This window comes from Bacillus sp. 007/AIA-02/001 (genome assembly GCF_004634455.1).
Lineage (GTDB): Bacteria > Bacillota > Bacilli > Bacillales > Bacillaceae_G > Bacillus_A > Bacillus_A cereus.
Genome location: NZ_SEIY01000006.1, coordinates 57,672 through 73,904, shown reverse-complemented (window position 1 = coordinate 73,904; position 16,233 = coordinate 57,672). Strand labels below are relative to the sequence as shown.

Sequence of the window (16,233 nt, the reverse complement as noted above, 5' to 3'; positions counted from 1 at the left end):
GAAAACTATGTGTATAGTTTTTTGCTTGCTTTTTCAGTAACTCTAATGAAATCATGGTCTTCATTGTTTAAAGGCAGTATTTTTAACATTATTGCTATTCAGCCATTAAGCACAAAAAAGTAATATATATAATATTATTATGTAAACTTAAGATTTTAAAAGGAAAATATAATAATTAATAGAACATGTAGAAGGAGATGCTTAAATATTTTGAAGGATGGGAGATTATTATGGAGCATTTACAATCAATAGCACAAGCTGTTATAAGTGGTAATAAGGAAAAAGTAGTGAAGTTTATAAAGGCGAGTCCAAGTATTGTTAACGAATGTAGTGAAGATGGCTGGACACCACTTCATTTAGCAGCTTATTTTGGACAGAAAGAAATAGCGAGTTTTCTTTTAGAAAGCGGTGCAGATTTACATAGTAGAGCGAAAAACGAAAATGAAAATACACCTTTGCAAGCGGCAATTGCGAACAAGCAAAGTGAACTTGTCGCTTTCTTAATTGAAAAAGGATCAGATGTAAATATTATGCAAAGTGGTGGCTGGACAGGACTCCACGAAGCAGCATTATTAGGAAATGAAGAAATAATTATGTTGCTCCTTAAAAATGGAGCTAATAAGATGATTAAGAAAAATGATGGGAAAACAGCGTATGATATTGCATTAGAAAAAGGATATAATCACCTTTTACATCATTTGAAACAGGAAGTGAACTTATGATGAATAAATGGAGTGTTGGTATATTTTTATTTAATGAAGTAGAAGTGTTAGACTTTGCAGGGCCATTTGAAGTTTTTTCTGTGACTGAGGTGAATGAAGAAAAAACATTTACTGTTTATACAGTTAGCGAGAATGGGGAAATGATTACAGCAAGGAATGGATTGAAGGTACAGCCAGATTATAGTATTGAAAATTTACCACCAGTGGATATTTTAATAATTCCGGGTGGACTAGGTGCTAGAAAATATGAAATGAAAAATGAAATAGTAATAAAATGGATTCGCCAACAAATGAAAGAAGTAAAGCTGATGACTTCAGTTTGTACAGGAGCGCTATTACTGGCGAAAGCAGGTTTACTGGAAGGTTTAAAAGCAACAACACATTGGGCTAGTATTGAAAAGTTTAAAAATGAGTTTCAAAATGTTAAAGTTATAGAAAATGTAAAGTTTGTAGATGAAGGACATATTATAACATCTGCCGGAATTTCAGCTGGAATTAATATGGCATTTCATATTGTGAAAAACTTGTTAGGTGTGCATGTTGCGGAGGACACAGCGAAGCGAATGGAGTATGATATTAGTTTGCCAAATTAAAAAGCCCGGATTGGGCTTTTTATATTGAATGAATATAGTTAAGCTCTTCATCACTCAAAATAGGGCGAACAGATGCATTTGCATTTTCTTGTGCTTGTGTTCCTGTTTTTGCACCAGGAATTACAACACTTACTGCCGGATGAGAGAGTACATAGCGAAGTGCAAGTTGCCCTAGGGTCTGATTTTTATTTGAGAGCAGCCGAAGTTTCTCTACGGTTTGTAAGTCTTCTTGAAACCAAGTTTCATTTGGCCAATCTTTGCGTAAATCTCCATCTGGAAAAATTGTTTTATTTGTGAATTTTCCAGTTAAAATGCCCATTTTTAATGGACCACGAATAACAGCTCCTAGATTTTTCTCTTGTAAGAATGGTAATATATCTTTTTCTGGTTTTCGATTTAATATATTGTAATCAAGTTGTACGATATCAATTTCGTTGTTGTTATTGAAATGATGAATGTATTGTAAATCATGAGTCGAAACACCGACTGCTCTTACTTTGCCATCACGTTTTAATATGTCAAATGCACGTAGAAATGCTTCTGTTTCTCTACGATTATGCCACCAAATATGACAAAAATAAAGATCAATATAATCTGTTTGAAGACGTTGTAAACTTGTTTCGAATACGGCGATGATTTTTTCGGGAGTATCATATACAGGAACTCCATTAGGGTCGTAGTGATGTCCGATTAAACCACCTTTCGTTGATAGGATAATATCATTACGATGTCCTTTAATCGCGGTAGCTACCAACTTTTCACTATGTCCTAAACCATACACATCCGCAGTATCAATAAAATTCACACCACACTCAATTGCTTTTTTTATAGCGGTTATAGATTGTTTATCGTTAACAGGTCCCCATTCATCACCACCGATTGCCCATGCGCCAAAACCTATTTCAGAAACAGTTATTCCAGTTTTACCTAATGTGCGGTAATGCATATTCCCCCTCCTTGTAAGCATGTTATAACATGGATATGTGGGGAAGGAATTTTGTGTGTGAAAAAACTCTTCTACAATAGTAGAAAAAGAATTACAGAAACTACTATTTTATAGCAGCATGTATAAAAAAAATCGGTGTAAATATGGAAATGTCGTCGAATGCTATCTTTAATTGGTTAATTTATGGGATATTTTTGTGAAGGAGTTTATTTTATAAGAATAGAATTTAGTTTAGTAAGAAAACGTGCCGATGGTAGTGAAAAATATGGGTTAGGGGGATTTGAATGAGGAAACTCGAGCGAGTAAATGTTCCTAATATACCAGAGCAATTATCACAACCTAGTGACAAGCGTAGGATAAATAAAAAGAAGTTAAGGCGACTTATTTTAATGGTCCTTTTTATTGCGGCAACTACTCTATATGTTCAATATATTTTAACGAAACAACAAGAAGTAATTGATAAAAAGAAAGATACGATTACGGATCAAAAGAAGCGATTAGTATCTTTAAAGAAAGATAAAGATTCTTTAAAGACTAACATAGAAAATTTAACAGACGATGAGGAAGAAATTTTGAAGTTAGCGAGAAAAGAGTATCAATTTTCTAAGTCAAATGAAACTATATTTGTGATGCCAAAGTAATAAAAACAGTTAGCCATTGAACTGCACCCCCAATTGTTAGACACCGTCTAACAATTGGGGGTGCAGTTTTTTATGTATGAATGTCATGGTACAAGGAACAATCACATATTGTAGAAATGAAGAGTTTAAGCTATTTTCATAAATATGGAATATGCACTAAAATAAATGTTGTTAAAATTCTGTCAATTATATTATAATACAAGGTAAGCGGATACATTTTTTAATCAACGTTGAGTTCCTCGCTCATACGACTATTAAGAAACCCGTTATCCTCGTATAAGAAAGGAAGATAGCTGTGTACGCTTCAAATACAATTTATATCGTAGGGGATGCGAAAGCACCTCAAAATAATCCCATTACTGAAAAGTTTAAAAGCTATTTCGTAGCATTTATACTTGTTAAGGATACAGGGGAAATTGTAGATGCAGACTGCTCAGCGACAATTGCATTAACATCTCAATTTGTTAAATATTTATTTCTACATAAAAATATAAATGACCCGGCGTTAGTAATGGAAGTAAAGAACCGATATTTCGGTTCTTCTCAAAAAGCGTTACTTGTAGCGCTAAAAGATGCACAGAAAAAATATAATCAGATTGCTGCTTTGTCTACTCAATCATAGACAAAATCCAGCCGTAAGAATCATTCTTATGGCTGGATTTTTTTATTTCACATTATCGTCCTACATCAAAAGTGAACGAAAACAAAGTAGAGAGATAGAAGAGTAAATGCCCAATAGGTTTACCTAATAATCCGTGGGTATAAATCTCCGGTGGATTAAAATTTCACTTCATTGGAGAATGAAAGGATGAACAAAATGAAAATTACAGATGTAAAAGTAAATCGTAGACGTGTAAAACTGCATACACCGTTTAAAACCGCGCTTCGTACTGTAACAGAAATTGAAAGTATAGATGTTTATATTCATACAGACGAAGGAGTGATTGGTAAGGGGGCTGCAGCCGCAACGCCAGTTATTACGGGGGATTTCACCAGCGGAATGGAAGAAGCGATTTTAGGACCGATGCGTTCATGTTTAATTGGTCAAAATATCATTCAGTTTCAGCAGTTACTACAGGGCATTCAAATGAGTTGTATTGGAAATTCCAGTGCGAAAGCAGCGGTAGATATCGCTTTATATGATGTATATTGCCAATATCAAAATGTGCCGTTATATGCCTTGTTAGGCGGGAAGAAAGAAATTCATACTGATATTACAGTGAGTGTGGATGAGCCTGTATTAATGGCAAAAGAAGCGAAGAAACATATAGAAAAAGGATTTCAAACATTAAAGATTAAAGTGGGTAAAGAGGCGCATTTAGATTTGGAACGTATTGAGGCAATTCGAAATGTGGTACCAAGAAATACGATATTACGTTTAGATGCGAATCAAGGTTGGAGTCCAAAAGAAGCGATCTCTATCATTCAAGAGATGGAAAATCGTAATTTAAATATAGAATTTATTGAACAACCAGTACACGCGAAAGATTGGGATGGGTTAAAGTATGTCAAAGATCGTGTGCAAACGCCAATTATGGCCGATGAAAGTATATTTTCAGCAAGTGACGCATTAAAGCTCGTTCAAGGAAGATATGCAGATTTCATTAATATTAAATTAATGAAATGTGGTGGTATACGTGAAGCATGGCGTATTGCAGATATCGCAGAAACAGCTGGTGTGAAGTGTATGGTGGGCAGCATGATGGAATCTTCACTTTCCGTTAGTGCTGTTGCGCATTTAGCGGCAGCGCATCCTAATATTCATTATTTTGATCTTGATGCACCGCTTTGGTTAATGGAAGAGCCAGAAGGAATGACTTATTCTGGATCAAAGGTAAACCTTCAATCGACAGTGAATAGTAAGTCTTAGGAGAAGAGACTAGTAAACTATCTTTTAAGGGGGATAAATATGAAAAAAGTAGGAACTGCATTTTTAACAACTTTATTTTTATTTTCATCGTTTACATCGGCAAATGCTGAAGAAAAGAAGGATAATAAAGCATTTATAGATGTATCTGCTGCAACGTTATGGACAGTACCTGATTCATTAAGGCCAATCGATACACCGAGTACAACAAATCCAGTGGATCTATGGAAATGGACGAAATCAATGACACTTGACGAGAAACTATGGTTAACAAATGCAAATAAATTAGAAACACAAGCGTTACTCGGTCAAGAAGTAACTGTTATTGATAAGAAAGGCGAATGGGTGAAGGTATTAGTGCATGGACAGCCAACACCCCGAAATGAAGAAGGTTATCCGGGCTGGATGCCTGAAAAACAATTAACATATAATCAAGAATTTGCAGATAAAACAAATGAACCTTTTGTCTTAATAACCAAACCAACAGCGATTTTATATATAAACCCTTCTGAAAAACATAAATCACTTGAAGTCAGTTATAATACAAGACTGCCGCTATTAAGTGAAGACACAATTTCATACCGTGTATTGTTGCCAAATGGGCAAAAAGCATGGATACGTAAAAATGATGGAACAGTTTACCAATCTCAAACTGATATTCCAACTCCGGCGGCCGATGATTTAATTAACACAGGGAAAATGTTTTTAGGATTACCGTATATATGGGCTGGTACAAGTGGTTTTGGATTTGATTGCTCTGGCTTCACGCATACGATCTATAAATCGCACGGCATTACAATTCCGCGAGATTCTGGACCGCAATCAAGAGCAGGAGTTGCAGTTGATAAAGAAAATCTACAAAAGGGAGATTTAATTTTCTTTGCACATGATCAAGGGAAAGGTAGTGTCCATCACGTCGCAATGTATATTGGTGATGGCAATATGATTCACTCACCAAGAGCTGAAAGATCGGTAGAGATTATACCGCTAAATACACCAGGATATATAGAAGAATACGCTGGTGCTCGTCGTTACTTACCTTAAAAATAGAGGGGGTTTTTAAATGAAAAAAGTTGTTCGTTATTCATTAGTTAGTACTCTATTAGTTTCTTCATTTTTAGTTGGCTGCGCAAAAGAAAAAACTGCAACAAAGCCGAAAGATGAGAAGAAAGTATTACAGTTACTAGAAACGGGTGAAATTCCGTCGTTAAATTCAGGGAAAGTAACAGATGCAGTCTCGTTTAACGTTTTGAATAACGTAATGGAAGGACTATTTCGTCTATCGAAAAATGATGAAGAAATTGAAGCCGGCGCACAAAAATATGAAGTGAGTAAAGATGGAAAGACATATACATTCCAATTGCGTGATGCGAAATGGTCTAACGGAGATCCAGTAACCGCCCATGATTACGTATACGCTTGGAAGCAATTGATTAATCCAGATACAGCTTCTCAATATGCATACATTGCGTACGATGTAAAAAATGCTGAGAAGATAAATAAAAAACAACTAGGTCTAGATGAATTAGGAGTAAAAGCGAAGGATGATAAAACATTCGTCGTAGAGCTAGAACATCCTGTACCGTATTTTACGAAATTATTAATTTTACCATCCTTCTATCCAATTAACGAAAAATATGCGAAAGAGCAAGGTGATAAATATGGATTAGAAGCAAATAAAGCGGTATATAATGGACCGTTTACATTATCAGAGTGGAAGCATGAAGCTAGCTTTACAATGAAGAAAAACGATAAGTATTGGGATAAAAAAGAAGTGAAGTTAGATGAAGTAAACTATCAAATTGTAAAAGAAATTTCAACTGCGGTAAATTTATATGAAACAGATAAAGTTGATAGAGCTGTTATTTCTACAGAATTCGTAGATAAATATAAAAATAATAAAGAGCTAAAACAATATACAGATCCAGTTATGTACTTCTTCCGATTTAATGAAAATGTACCGATTCTTAAAAATAAAAATGCACGTCTTGCGCTAAGTACAGTTTTTGATAAGAAGGGACTCGCAGATTCATTTTTAAATGATGGATCGGTTGCAGCGAACTATTACGTACCAAAAGGATTTTTAAAGGGCCCAGATAAGAAAGATTTTAGAAGTACGTCTGGTGAGTTTAATAAGACAAATGTAAAACAGGCGAAGGAATATTGGGAGAAAGCAAAACAAGAGACAGGTACAAATGAAGTGACTTTAGAATTATTAAATTATGACTTAGAAAACTTTAAAAAAGTTGGAGAGTACATTAAAGAGCAGCTTGAGAAAAACTTACCAGGATTAAAAGTGAATGTGAAATTACAGCCGCATACGCAAAAATTAGCACTTGAGAAGAAGAAAGAATATGAAATGTCGTTATCACGCTGGTTACCAGATTATCCAGATCCAATGACTTACTTAGAAGTATTCCTTTCTGGAAGCAGTGTTAATAATACAGAATATGCAAATCCAGAATATGATGCATTAATTAAGAAGATTAAAACAGAATTAGGTAATGATGAAAAGGCTCGCTGGAAAGCAATGCAAGATGCTGAAAAAATGCTACTTGATGATGCAGTAATTGCACCGGTATTCCAGCGTGGATTATCTTACTTACAAAAACCATATGTGAAAGATTTATATGTACATCAATTTGGTCCAGCTACAAGTTTAAAATGGGCAGATTTACAAAAATAAAAGAATGGGGAAACAGACTTCACGTATGTGATAGTCTGTTTTTTCTTATTTAAAGTTAGAAAAATAGTTCATGGTATAATTTATTAGTCTGTAAACAGTATTTGGAGGGAAAATGATGTCTATGTTTGAAGAAGAGAAAGTAATTTATGCAAAAAGATTATTTATGAGGAAACCAATTGTAGAAGATATTGATCAGTTTTATAACATATTAAAAAAAGATACTGTTGGCAAATGGCTGGCTAAATCAAGAGGAATGTCGAAGGAAGAAACAAATGATTATATTGGGCAACTTATCTTACATTGGGAACAGTATGACTTCGGGGTATGGTTGTTATTTAATAGTGAAACAGGAAAGCTTTTAGGACATTGTGGTTTAAGAAAGGTAGATGAAACAGGTGAAATAGAAATTATGTATCTTCTTGACCCAGAACATTGGAGGAATGGGTATGCATTAGAAGCAGCAGAGGCTTCCATTAAATATGCAATAGAGACTTTGAATGTAACAAGAATAATTGCTAGAGTTAAAGTAGCAAATGAGAGCTCGAAAAAACTTTTACGAAAGCTCGGGTTTATATATACTCATGAAGTTGATCATAGCGGGCGCTTATTATCATATTTTGAACTCCATACATCATCCAAAGAATTCTAGACATTTCATATATTTTTTCATTGTTAAAAAATAAAATTATTACTAAAATTCCAGTGTGAAATTTATGTAGAATCTTGTATAATTAACATGTTTCTATGGAAACATTTTCTTGCGCTATTTATATAGGGCTTAATAGAACAAGGAAGGAAATACATACATGTATATAATAGATAAATAGAATGGAACATGTATAGAGACAAAGGAGAGAAAAGATGACGTGTCAAAAACAAGGGTTACAATTTAATAACGATAGAAAGAGGGACAGAAGATGAAAATGAAGCATGCTTTTGGTCCTATAATTTTAGCGTGTGTGCTTTTTTTCATTATCATTCTAATCCCATCGAAAAGTTTAGTATCGCTTATTAGTGATAAGAAGGTAGAAGATGCGGCAACTTCTTTACAAAAAGAGAAATTACAAAGTGTTTTCTTACAGCAAAAAATGTTAGAGAATTCACAGTATTTACCGATGTACGGTTCATCAGAATTTTTACGAATGGATGCATATCATCCGTCTAATTATTTCAAAGTAAATCCAGCTGGTTTTACACCGTTTTTAATTGGAACTGGTGGTACACAAAGTTTAGCTCATATTTTAAATATGACATCTACTATGGATGAATTAGAAGGTAAAAAAGTAGTGTTTGTTCTTTCACCACAATGGTTTACAAAGACTGGTGTATCACAAGGGGATTTCACTAATAATTTCTCCAAACAACAAGCATATCATTTTATTTTTAATGATGAGATAAATCCAGGAATGAAGAAGCAAATCGCGAAACGGCTATTAGATTATAAAGTTGTTCAAGAAGATGATATATTAAAAAATTCATTAGAAGGTATTGTATATAATGATACGAAACATAACATAAAAGCAGGTTTAGTTAAACCACTTGCTTATATGCATCGAAATATTTTAGATCATAGAGATTTATTTAACTCTTTATTTAAAATCGAACCGATGAAAGAGAAAACAAATATCGGACTTCGTTCAATTTCTTGGGAAGACGCACGTAAACACGCAGAACAAGAAGGGAAAGCAGAGTCTACTACAAATACATTCGGAATTGAAAATCCGTATTATCATAAGAATAATCTGAAGAAAAAACTAAAAGGTTTAAAAAACTTTAGAGCAAATGAAACATATGATGAATCACCAGAATACGATGATTTACAAATTATTTTAGATTTATTTAAAGAGAAAAATGTCAAACCACTCTTTATTTCTGTACCCGTAAATGGGCCTTGGTATGATTATACTGGCTTCCCGAAAGAACGCCGTGAAGTGTATTATAAAAAAGTTCGAGAACAGGTTGAGAAAGCAGGATATCCAGTAGTTGATTTCTCTGGTCATGAATATGATAAGTATTTCTTAAAAGATACGATTCATTTGGGCTGGAAAGGTTGGATTTATTTTGATGAAGCAGTGCATAAATTTAATTCTGAGAAATAAAGTATAGAAATCGGAATGGCTATGAGCCGTTCCGTTTTTTTTAGTATAGAGGATTTTGGTGAGGACAATTTGGGAATGCATGTATATCTTGAATCTGTCCATAATCATAATGTTTCATTGCGAACTGGGCTTGATAAAGGTATTCATACACATATAATTGACCATCATGCGCTGAACATAATACACCAGAAGTTCCTTGCCCATTTATGAAAGAGATACCGATAGGGCGTCCGATTAAGTATGGTATTTTTTGCTGCCAATGCATAGGGGAATCACTCCTTTTTGAGATAATATACGAAAGAAATGATTGAATGGTTGCTTATCCATGTAAATGTAGATGGAAAGGTGTTATATAATTCCTGAAGATTAATATAAATAAAAAACCGCTATAATTCTGAATTTATAGCGGCTTTTTTATATTCTTAAGCAAGATTTTTACGCTTTTTTGTCCATTTTTTTATAACGAAGTATAAAAGTATAAGTACGACGCCACCAATTGCGAATGATTTCACATACGGACCAGCAATATCGTTAATATTTTCCCAATTTTCACCTAGCTTTTCACCTAAATAAATGAAAATGATAGACCAAGGGATAATCGCAAGTGCTGTTAGTGTAGTGAAACGTAGTAAAGGCATTTTTGTAATACCAGCAGGAATTGAAATCGCATGACGCACTACTGGAATGAAGCGTGCTGTAAAAATGACACCAGTTCCGTAACGATTAAACCAATCTTCTGCAGCGTCTATTTGCTTTTTATGTATGAAAATATATTTTCCATAACGTTCTAATATAGGGCGTCCACCATATCGTCCAAGCCAATAAATAAAGATTTGGGCAATAACACCGCCAATTGTACCGAATACAACTGCGCCTATAAATGAGATACTTCCATTGAATACTAAGTATCCTGCATAAGCAAGGACAATTTCACTTGGGATAATCTCAATCATAAGTCCAAGCATAATGCCCCAATAACCTAATCCTTCAAAAAACGTTAATACTGAATGAATAAAACTACTTAACATTGTTGCACCTTCTAGTTTATGAATTTTTGAGTATAAGAACCTTTTATTTAATTGCATAAAAGGTTCACCATATGTAGATTATACCTTATTTACATAGGGGATTGCTATTTCAATTCTTTTATGTCTCTCATAAGTATTATAGTAAAGTATATAAGCTACGTTTTCATGAAGGGTTAATGAAAAGATTATTAAAAATTTCTCATAAAAAAATAGAAGCATTTCTGCTCCTATTTTTTAAGGCTTCACATCTAAGTTCTGTAAAAATAAAGTTGCTGTTACGTAACGCTTTGCTAACATTTGTACATAAGCGGTATGTACAGAAAGGGTCGCAATAATAATAGCGTTACGAATTGCTTCGCGTTGTTCGTTATTAATTTGATCGAACTTACTTGCGATTTTATCAGCTTTTTCTTTTACGATGTTTTCAATTGTATGAACGGTATCTGTTGCATTTAATTGTAAGCAATTCCCTTGATTGAGTTCTTCAAATAGAGAAGAGTATGCTACATATAAATGAACAGGATTGATTAAATCATCACTTCGATCAGCTGGGTCATTTACAATAAGGCGTAATAGCTTACGAATGGATTCAAAATCAAGTGCTGTTTTTAAATCTTCGACAATAAATAGTAAGGCTGCTTGTTCAATTGAATATTTTTTTCCTTTTTGAGGAGAGCCAATCATTTCTTTTATATCTCGTTTCACCCAGTTTTGCATAGCAGTTACAGAGAAACTTGTGTTTTCAATCTGATTGCCAAGCGCAACTATTTCATTTAAAGAAAAACCGACATCAGTATCGTCAATTTTAATCAGCTTTTCAAAAATAGGTGAAAGTGCGGTAGTAATAAAAGCTGTAACGCTTTGTCCGCTTTCAATATCTTTTTTATGTGACTTTGCCCAAGCTTCTTGTAAAATACCGAGAGGCTTTTTCGTATTCCATCCTCTTAGTGATAGAAGAAGGGTAGCCATTTCGTTTCGTGTGAGATGAAATGTTTCCATCTTTTCACCTCCAAAATAATAAAAAGTTCTTATGAACTTATAATATGTTTTGTTGCATTTAAAGTCAATTCTGTTTTGCTTAATTTTTCCTTTGTGACCAAACTGTTGAAAGTAAATAATACTTGCATATTTCGACAAAAGTTCATATAATAAGTTCATAAGAACCTTTAAAATGTTCTTAAAAACAAATCTATCATTCTGAATTTACTAGAAAGATAGATTTCACATATATCTATATAAAAGGAGAATGGATATAATATGTTGAAAAAACTTGTAGCAGTAATGACAGCATTCATGGTTATCTTTGGGGCTAGTAGCTTTATGTTCGTAGATCATGCAGCAGCGAAAAGTTACAAATCTGGTAAAAAATCATTTACACCAAGTTCAGGTCAAAAGTCAAAAGTTGATTTAAACAAAAAAGACTCAAATGTAAATTCTCAAAAAACGACTCCAGATTCAAAAACGAAAGCAACAAACACGGCACCAAAAAGTAATAAAGGAAGCTTTATGAAAGGTTTATTACTAGGTGGTCTTGGTGGTTTACTAATGGGTAGCTTATTTGCAAATATGGGAGCTCTTGGTTCTGTATTAGCGTTTATGGTAAATATGTTAGTAATGGCTGGTATCGTAATGTTAGCAGTTCGTGCATTTAAATACTTCAAAGACCAACGTAAGAAGAAGGCAGATGAAGTAGCATGGAAACAATAAAAATTTCTGAACAAGAGCTTATAAATGCGCTTTGTATATATATCGCTGAAAAAAGACAAGTGGGTCCAGAAGAAGTATTAGTTGAACTCATGTATGATGACGACTACGGTTTCTCTGCGGAAGTAGAGGTAAATGGTCGCCAGCAAATTTTAATTCAAGCAAACTTAATCGAAGCTTTACGCTTATTGCTTGACAGAGAATATAATGTCAATCCATTCGCAGCGAGATTACAACTTGAATTAGATGATGAAGAAGGCATTTACGCATTAGCGAAATTTAATAACTCAGATGAATAGAGAAAAGAGCTGTTGAGAATAATCTCAGCAGCTCTTTTTAGTATGTGCATATGTAGAAGAGTAATCACGCCAAATTTCATTCATCTTTCGTCTACCGATATCTACCATCGGATTAAACTGAATTGCAGCTTTCTGACGAATAAAGTGAACGTTTTGAATGGCGTGAGATAATTGTTGGTCGACTATATCACGTTTTTTGCTTGCATATTTAGCAATAGATAGACCTGCAACTGTTCCTTGCGCCATCGCAATTTTTCCGCTTTCAATGCCTGTAATATTGCCAGCTACAAATAAACCAGGAAGAGGAGTTTCCATTGTTTCGGAATGGAGAGGAACGTGTCCACCTAATTCTGAAATGTAATGGAAGGGACAACCAGCTACAGCTGCAAGTTCGGCAAGTGGGTATAATCCCCCGGCAATACAAACAAAATCTGCTTCATATATTTTCTCTGATCCATTAATAACATTTCCTTTAGAGTCAATATTAGCAACACGTACACCTTCAACTTGATCTGTTCCGATAATTTCAAGAGCTGCTTTCCGAAGGTGAAGTGGCGTTCCGTTTATTTTCATTCCGCTGTTTGGATAGAATGTTAATCCAGCTTTTCGAACCCAATCATATTTCATAAAGTGGCTACCTATTCGCAAAATAGCAGAAGGAGCGAGATGTGCTGCATTTAAAAGAGAGTTTAAAACTTCTTCAGGTTCACCAGCTTTTTGACTTAACTCGCTTTTCTCAGGGAGTACAATATGATCCACTGTAATTCCCGCTAATTGCAATTCACTTAAAATGGCGAAAGACAAAATGTTAGCACCAATAATAATTCCTTTTTTTCCAACTTGCACGCGATGAACATTTGTCATAACTTGAGCTGCTCCAATTGACATCACTCCTGGAAGTGTCCAGCCAGGAAGGGGAATAGAATATTCCGCAGCTCCAGTAGCAAGTAGTACGAAAGGTGCTTCTAACGTACCGATATTAGTATGTACAAACCAATTGTTTTCATCTCTATCTAAATTATAGACCGAAACACCGCACCTGATATGTACTGAAAGTGATTCTGCTTCTTCATGAAGTCGCTTCGATTCTTTTATTCCGTTCCACCATTCTCCAGTAGGCTCTTGATGCAACTGTCCTAACAATCTCCCGCCCGGCTTCATAAATTCATCAATAACGAGCACTTTTAGTCCGAAACGAGCACAAGAAATAGAAGCAGATAATCCCGCTGGCCCTGCACCAATAATAATTACATCACTCATCGTTTTTTCACCATCTCTCTCACGATATTCGGATGCTGTTTCCCGCTTTCAACAACCATGTTTTCTTCTACAACAGTTAAGCATGCGCGTACATTTGTTTGATTATTTACTGTCATGCGGCATTCGGAACAGTGTCCGATATTACAATAAATACCTCGCGGTGTTCCGCTATCTTCATGAACTCTTAATGTCCTAATTCCATTTGCTAACAGGGCAGCAGCTATCGTTTCATGTTCATATGCTCCGTATTGATGACCGTTAAATTGAAAGGTAATATGCTCACTACTTTGTAAAGTACCTAAAATAGGGTGATGTGTAATTCTACTCATTTACTTTCACCTACCGATCCAAAAGTAACTGCACGTATTGGTGGTTGATATTTTAACGGTAGTTCATTAAGAGTTACGTCAGGATTCGCATTTTCAATCATTCGATCTATCATTATTCTGCATGTGCGACCACCGCAAAATCCCATGCCAGCACGTGTTCTTAGTTTTAATTCTCTTGCCGAGCAGTTATATTCAGCAATTGTCGATTGAAGTTGCCCATATGTAACCTCTTCACAACGACAAACGATTAAGTTGTTTTTATTTGTCATGTGTATTCCTCCTCTAGTTCGGTTTTCACAAATTATATAAGCAAAAATCATGCCAATATAGAGGAGGGAGAGAGGGCTACCTGTAAACGCCTGATCGGTGCATACTGATTCTTTATTGAAGTCCAAGTTTCTTTAAACGGTTATATAAAGTAGCCCTTGTTACACCAAGTTGTTTTGCGCATTCTAATTTATTCCCATTTAAAATTCGTAAAGCCCTTTCAATAACTTTTTTCTCATGCTCATCCATCTCTTCTTGTAAAGAAAGGATTGTATTATTGTTGCTGAGTAATAGGGAATGGGCTGTATGGTTGTCTAAAGTTTCAGTCGTATGAAATGGTAAATATTCTTGTTTTATAATTCCGTCTGTTGCGAATACCACAAGCCGTTCAACAACGTTTCGAAGTTCGCGAATATTACCTGGCCAATTGTAATGAAGCAGTTCATGCATAATGCTTGAAGGTAAGTCACGAATTGGTCTGTTATAGTTGATTGAAAAATCGTTTAAGAAAGAATAGGTTAATTCAATAATATCCTCGCGTCTTTCGCGCAGCGGTGGAATCTGCAAGCTAACTACATTTAAGCGGTAATATAAATCTTCTCGGAAAGTTCCTTTTCTCATTTCTTCTTGTAAATCACGATTTGTAGCAGCGATAATACGGAAATCAATATTAATTTCTTTTTCACCACCAACTCGGTAATACTTTCGCTCTTGCAGTACACGTAACAGTTTTACTTGCATATCAAGTGGCATTTCACCTATTTCATCAAGAAATAAAGTACCGCCTTGCGCGAGTTCAATTTTACCTTTTTTTCCTTTACTATTTGCTCCAGAAAACGCCCCACGCTCGTAACCGAATAATTCACTTTCAAATAATGCTTCTGGAATTGCCCCGCAGTTAATCGAAATGAAAGGCGCCTTCGCTACTTCACTTGCTTCATGAATTGCTTTCGCAAATACTTCTTTTCCAACTCCGCTTTCCCCAAGTATTAAAACAGTTGATTTCACCGAACAAACTTTTCTAGCTAATTGTATCGTTCTTTGTATAACAGGACTTTTTCCATTCATCGCAAGGAATGGATCGGATTCATCTTTATACTTTGCCACTTCTTGTTCTAAACGGTGCATTTCATGTGACATATTAAATAGTTTTTCATTTAAAGCGACTTGATTTGTAACATCTGTTTCTGAAACGACTGCTCCTATAATTTCATCATTACAATAAACTGGATTTGAATTAATTAATACGAATAAATCGGGGCGAGGCTGATGGAACTGAGCGACTATGCTTTTTCCATCATGTAAAGATTGTAAAATTTCCAAGTCTTTATAATCAAAAAAACGAGTAATCGGTTGCCCAATAATCTCATTATGGTTGACTGAAAATATTTTTTCAGCACCATCTGTCCAAGTTCGAACGCATTCTTTACTATCAATTACTGTAACAGAAGAGTCAGTTGTTTGTATTACAGTGTCATAAAATGACTGTAGTTCATTGTAGGACTTATAAAGAAATGGAATCATTTGCTGAGAAGTTATACAGCATATCGGCTCATCGTTTTCGTTAAGGATGATAACAGCTAATTCATAAGAAAAAGCGTCAATTAATGCAGTGAATGAGTCATCTACATAAATAATTGCGCAATTATATTCTTCTGTAGTAGAAGGGAGGTAATAAAACCTTTCGTTTATTTTCTTAATGCGATCAAGGCTACATGTATGATTGATTAAAACGCTTTCCAAAAATTCTTGTATAGTCGGAAATGAGAATTCCATAATGTCCTCCTGTTAT

The 16,233-nt window shown here is 34.6% G+C and carries 19 protein-coding genes; 11 read left to right on the top strand and 8 right to left on the bottom strand.

Annotation, left to right across the window (positions count from 1 at the left end):
• Nucleotides 1–230: 230 nt before the first annotated feature.
• Both ES895_RS14900 and ES895_RS14895 read left to right on the top strand, forming a co-directional pair.
• Complete coding sequence (locus ES895_RS14900; RefSeq protein ID WP_000400684.1) at nt 231–722, top strand: ankyrin repeat domain-containing protein; 492 nt, start codon at nt 231–233, stop codon at nt 720–722.
• Nucleotides 719–1,315, top strand: a complete 597-nt coding sequence (locus ES895_RS14895; RefSeq protein ID WP_098567278.1) for a DJ-1/PfpI family protein — start codon at nt 719–721, stop codon at nt 1,313–1,315. The genes ES895_RS14900 and ES895_RS14895 overlap by 4 nt, the downstream gene beginning before the upstream one ends.
• Before the next feature lie 19 nt (nt 1,316–1,334).
• Here ES895_RS14895 and ES895_RS14890 read toward each other — a convergent pair whose 3' ends face one another.
• Nucleotides 1,335–2,261: an aldo/keto reductase gene (locus ES895_RS14890; RefSeq protein ID WP_000559359.1), complete on the bottom strand. Its 927-nt coding sequence runs from the start codon at nt 2,259–2,261 to the stop codon at nt 1,335–1,337.
• A 284-nt stretch (nt 2,262–2,545) separates the two neighbouring features.
• On the opposite strand from ES895_RS14890, the gene ES895_RS14885 reads away from it, so the two are divergent.
• The 7 genes from ES895_RS14885 (at nt 2,546) to dltD (ending at nt 9,554) form a co-directional block, all read left to right on the top strand.
• A complete protein-coding gene (locus tag ES895_RS14885) occupies nt 2,546–2,902 on the top strand; it encodes an FtsB family cell division protein (RefSeq protein WP_001228372.1) in 357 nt (118 codons plus the stop codon).
• Nucleotides 2,903–3,197: 295 nt separating this feature from the next.
• A complete protein-coding gene (locus tag ES895_RS14880; RefSeq protein ID WP_000271312.1) occupies nt 3,198–3,524 on the top strand; it encodes a DUF3870 domain-containing protein in 327 nt (108 codons plus the stop codon).
• A 186-nt stretch (nt 3,525–3,710) separates the two neighbouring features.
• On the top strand, nt 3,711–4,772 hold the full coding sequence (locus ES895_RS14875; protein ID WP_135238453.1) for a dipeptide epimerase: 1,062 nt from the start codon (nt 3,711–3,713) through the stop codon (nt 4,770–4,772).
• Nucleotides 4,773–4,811: 39 nt separating this feature from the next.
• Nucleotides 4,812–5,813, top strand: a complete 1,002-nt coding sequence (locus ES895_RS14870) for a C40 family peptidase (RefSeq protein WP_087875453.1) — start codon at nt 4,812–4,814, stop codon at nt 5,811–5,813.
• A gap of 19 nt (nt 5,814–5,832) precedes the next feature.
• Nucleotides 5,833–7,455, top strand: a complete 1,623-nt coding sequence (locus ES895_RS14865) for a peptide ABC transporter substrate-binding protein (protein ID WP_000758254.1) — start codon at nt 5,833–5,835, stop codon at nt 7,453–7,455.
• A gap of 115 nt (nt 7,456–7,570) precedes the next feature.
• Entirely contained in the window at nt 7,571–8,104 is a 534-nt protein-coding gene (locus ES895_RS14860; RefSeq protein WP_135238452.1) for a GNAT family N-acetyltransferase, read from the top strand.
• Between the two features lie 268 nt (nt 8,105–8,372).
• On the top strand, nt 8,373–9,554 hold the full coding sequence (gene dltD, locus ES895_RS14855; protein WP_000782304.1) for a D-alanyl-lipoteichoic acid biosynthesis protein DltD: 1,182 nt from the start codon (nt 8,373–8,375) through the stop codon (nt 9,552–9,554).
• A gap of 40 nt (nt 9,555–9,594) precedes the next feature.
• On the opposite strand, the gene ES895_RS14850 is transcribed toward dltD, so the two are convergent.
• The 3 genes from ES895_RS14850 to ES895_RS14840 form a co-directional block, all read right to left on the bottom strand.
• On the bottom strand, nt 9,595–9,819 hold the full coding sequence (locus tag ES895_RS14850; RefSeq protein ID WP_087875452.1) for a hypothetical protein: 225 nt from the start codon (nt 9,817–9,819) through the stop codon (nt 9,595–9,597).
• 157 nt (nt 9,820–9,976) lie between these two features.
• A complete protein-coding gene (gene uptA / locus ES895_RS14845) occupies nt 9,977–10,582 on the bottom strand; it encodes an undecaprenyl phosphate transporter UptA (RefSeq protein WP_000952913.1) in 606 nt (201 codons plus the stop codon).
• Nucleotides 10,583–10,816: 234 nt separating this feature from the next.
• Complete coding sequence (locus tag ES895_RS14840) at nt 10,817–11,581, bottom strand: DUF1836 domain-containing protein (RefSeq protein WP_000447231.1); 765 nt, start codon at nt 11,579–11,581, stop codon at nt 10,817–10,819.
• Between the two features lie 258 nt (nt 11,582–11,839).
• On the opposite strand from ES895_RS14840, the gene ES895_RS14835 reads away from it, so the two are divergent.
• Together ES895_RS14835 and ES895_RS14830 are read left to right on the top strand one after the other, a co-directional pair.
• A complete protein-coding gene (locus ES895_RS14835) occupies nt 11,840–12,289 on the top strand; it encodes a hypothetical protein (RefSeq protein WP_000914478.1) in 450 nt (149 codons plus the stop codon).
• Entirely contained in the window at nt 12,277–12,585 is a 309-nt protein-coding gene (locus tag ES895_RS14830) for a YxcD family protein (protein ID WP_000447747.1), read from the top strand. Before ES895_RS14835 ends, ES895_RS14830 begins: the two co-directional genes overlap by 13 nt.
• A 24-nt stretch (nt 12,586–12,609) precedes the next feature.
• Here ES895_RS14830 and ES895_RS14825 read toward each other — a convergent pair whose 3' ends face one another.
• From ES895_RS14825 to ES895_RS14810, 4 genes are all read right to left on the bottom strand, one after another.
• Nucleotides 12,610–13,845 carry an NAD(P)/FAD-dependent oxidoreductase gene (locus ES895_RS14825; protein ID WP_098607572.1) on the bottom strand — a complete coding sequence of 412 codons (1,236 nt, stop codon included), beginning with the start codon at nt 13,843–13,845 and terminating at the stop codon, nt 12,610–12,612.
• A complete protein-coding gene (locus ES895_RS14820) occupies nt 13,842–14,174 on the bottom strand; it encodes a (2Fe-2S)-binding protein (RefSeq protein ID WP_135238451.1) in 333 nt (110 codons plus the stop codon). Before ES895_RS14820 ends, ES895_RS14825 begins: the two co-directional genes overlap by 4 nt.
• Nucleotides 14,171–14,443 carry a (2Fe-2S)-binding protein gene (locus ES895_RS14815; protein ID WP_000182619.1) on the bottom strand — a complete coding sequence of 91 codons (273 nt, stop codon included), beginning with the start codon at nt 14,441–14,443 and terminating at the stop codon, nt 14,171–14,173. The genes ES895_RS14820 and ES895_RS14815 overlap by 4 nt, the downstream gene beginning before the upstream one ends.
• A gap of 112 nt (nt 14,444–14,555) precedes the next feature.
• Nucleotides 14,556–16,217, bottom strand: a complete 1,662-nt coding sequence (locus tag ES895_RS14810; protein ID WP_135238450.1) for a sigma-54 interaction domain-containing protein — start codon at nt 16,215–16,217, stop codon at nt 14,556–14,558.
• Between the last annotated feature and the right edge of the window lie 16 nt (nt 16,218–16,233).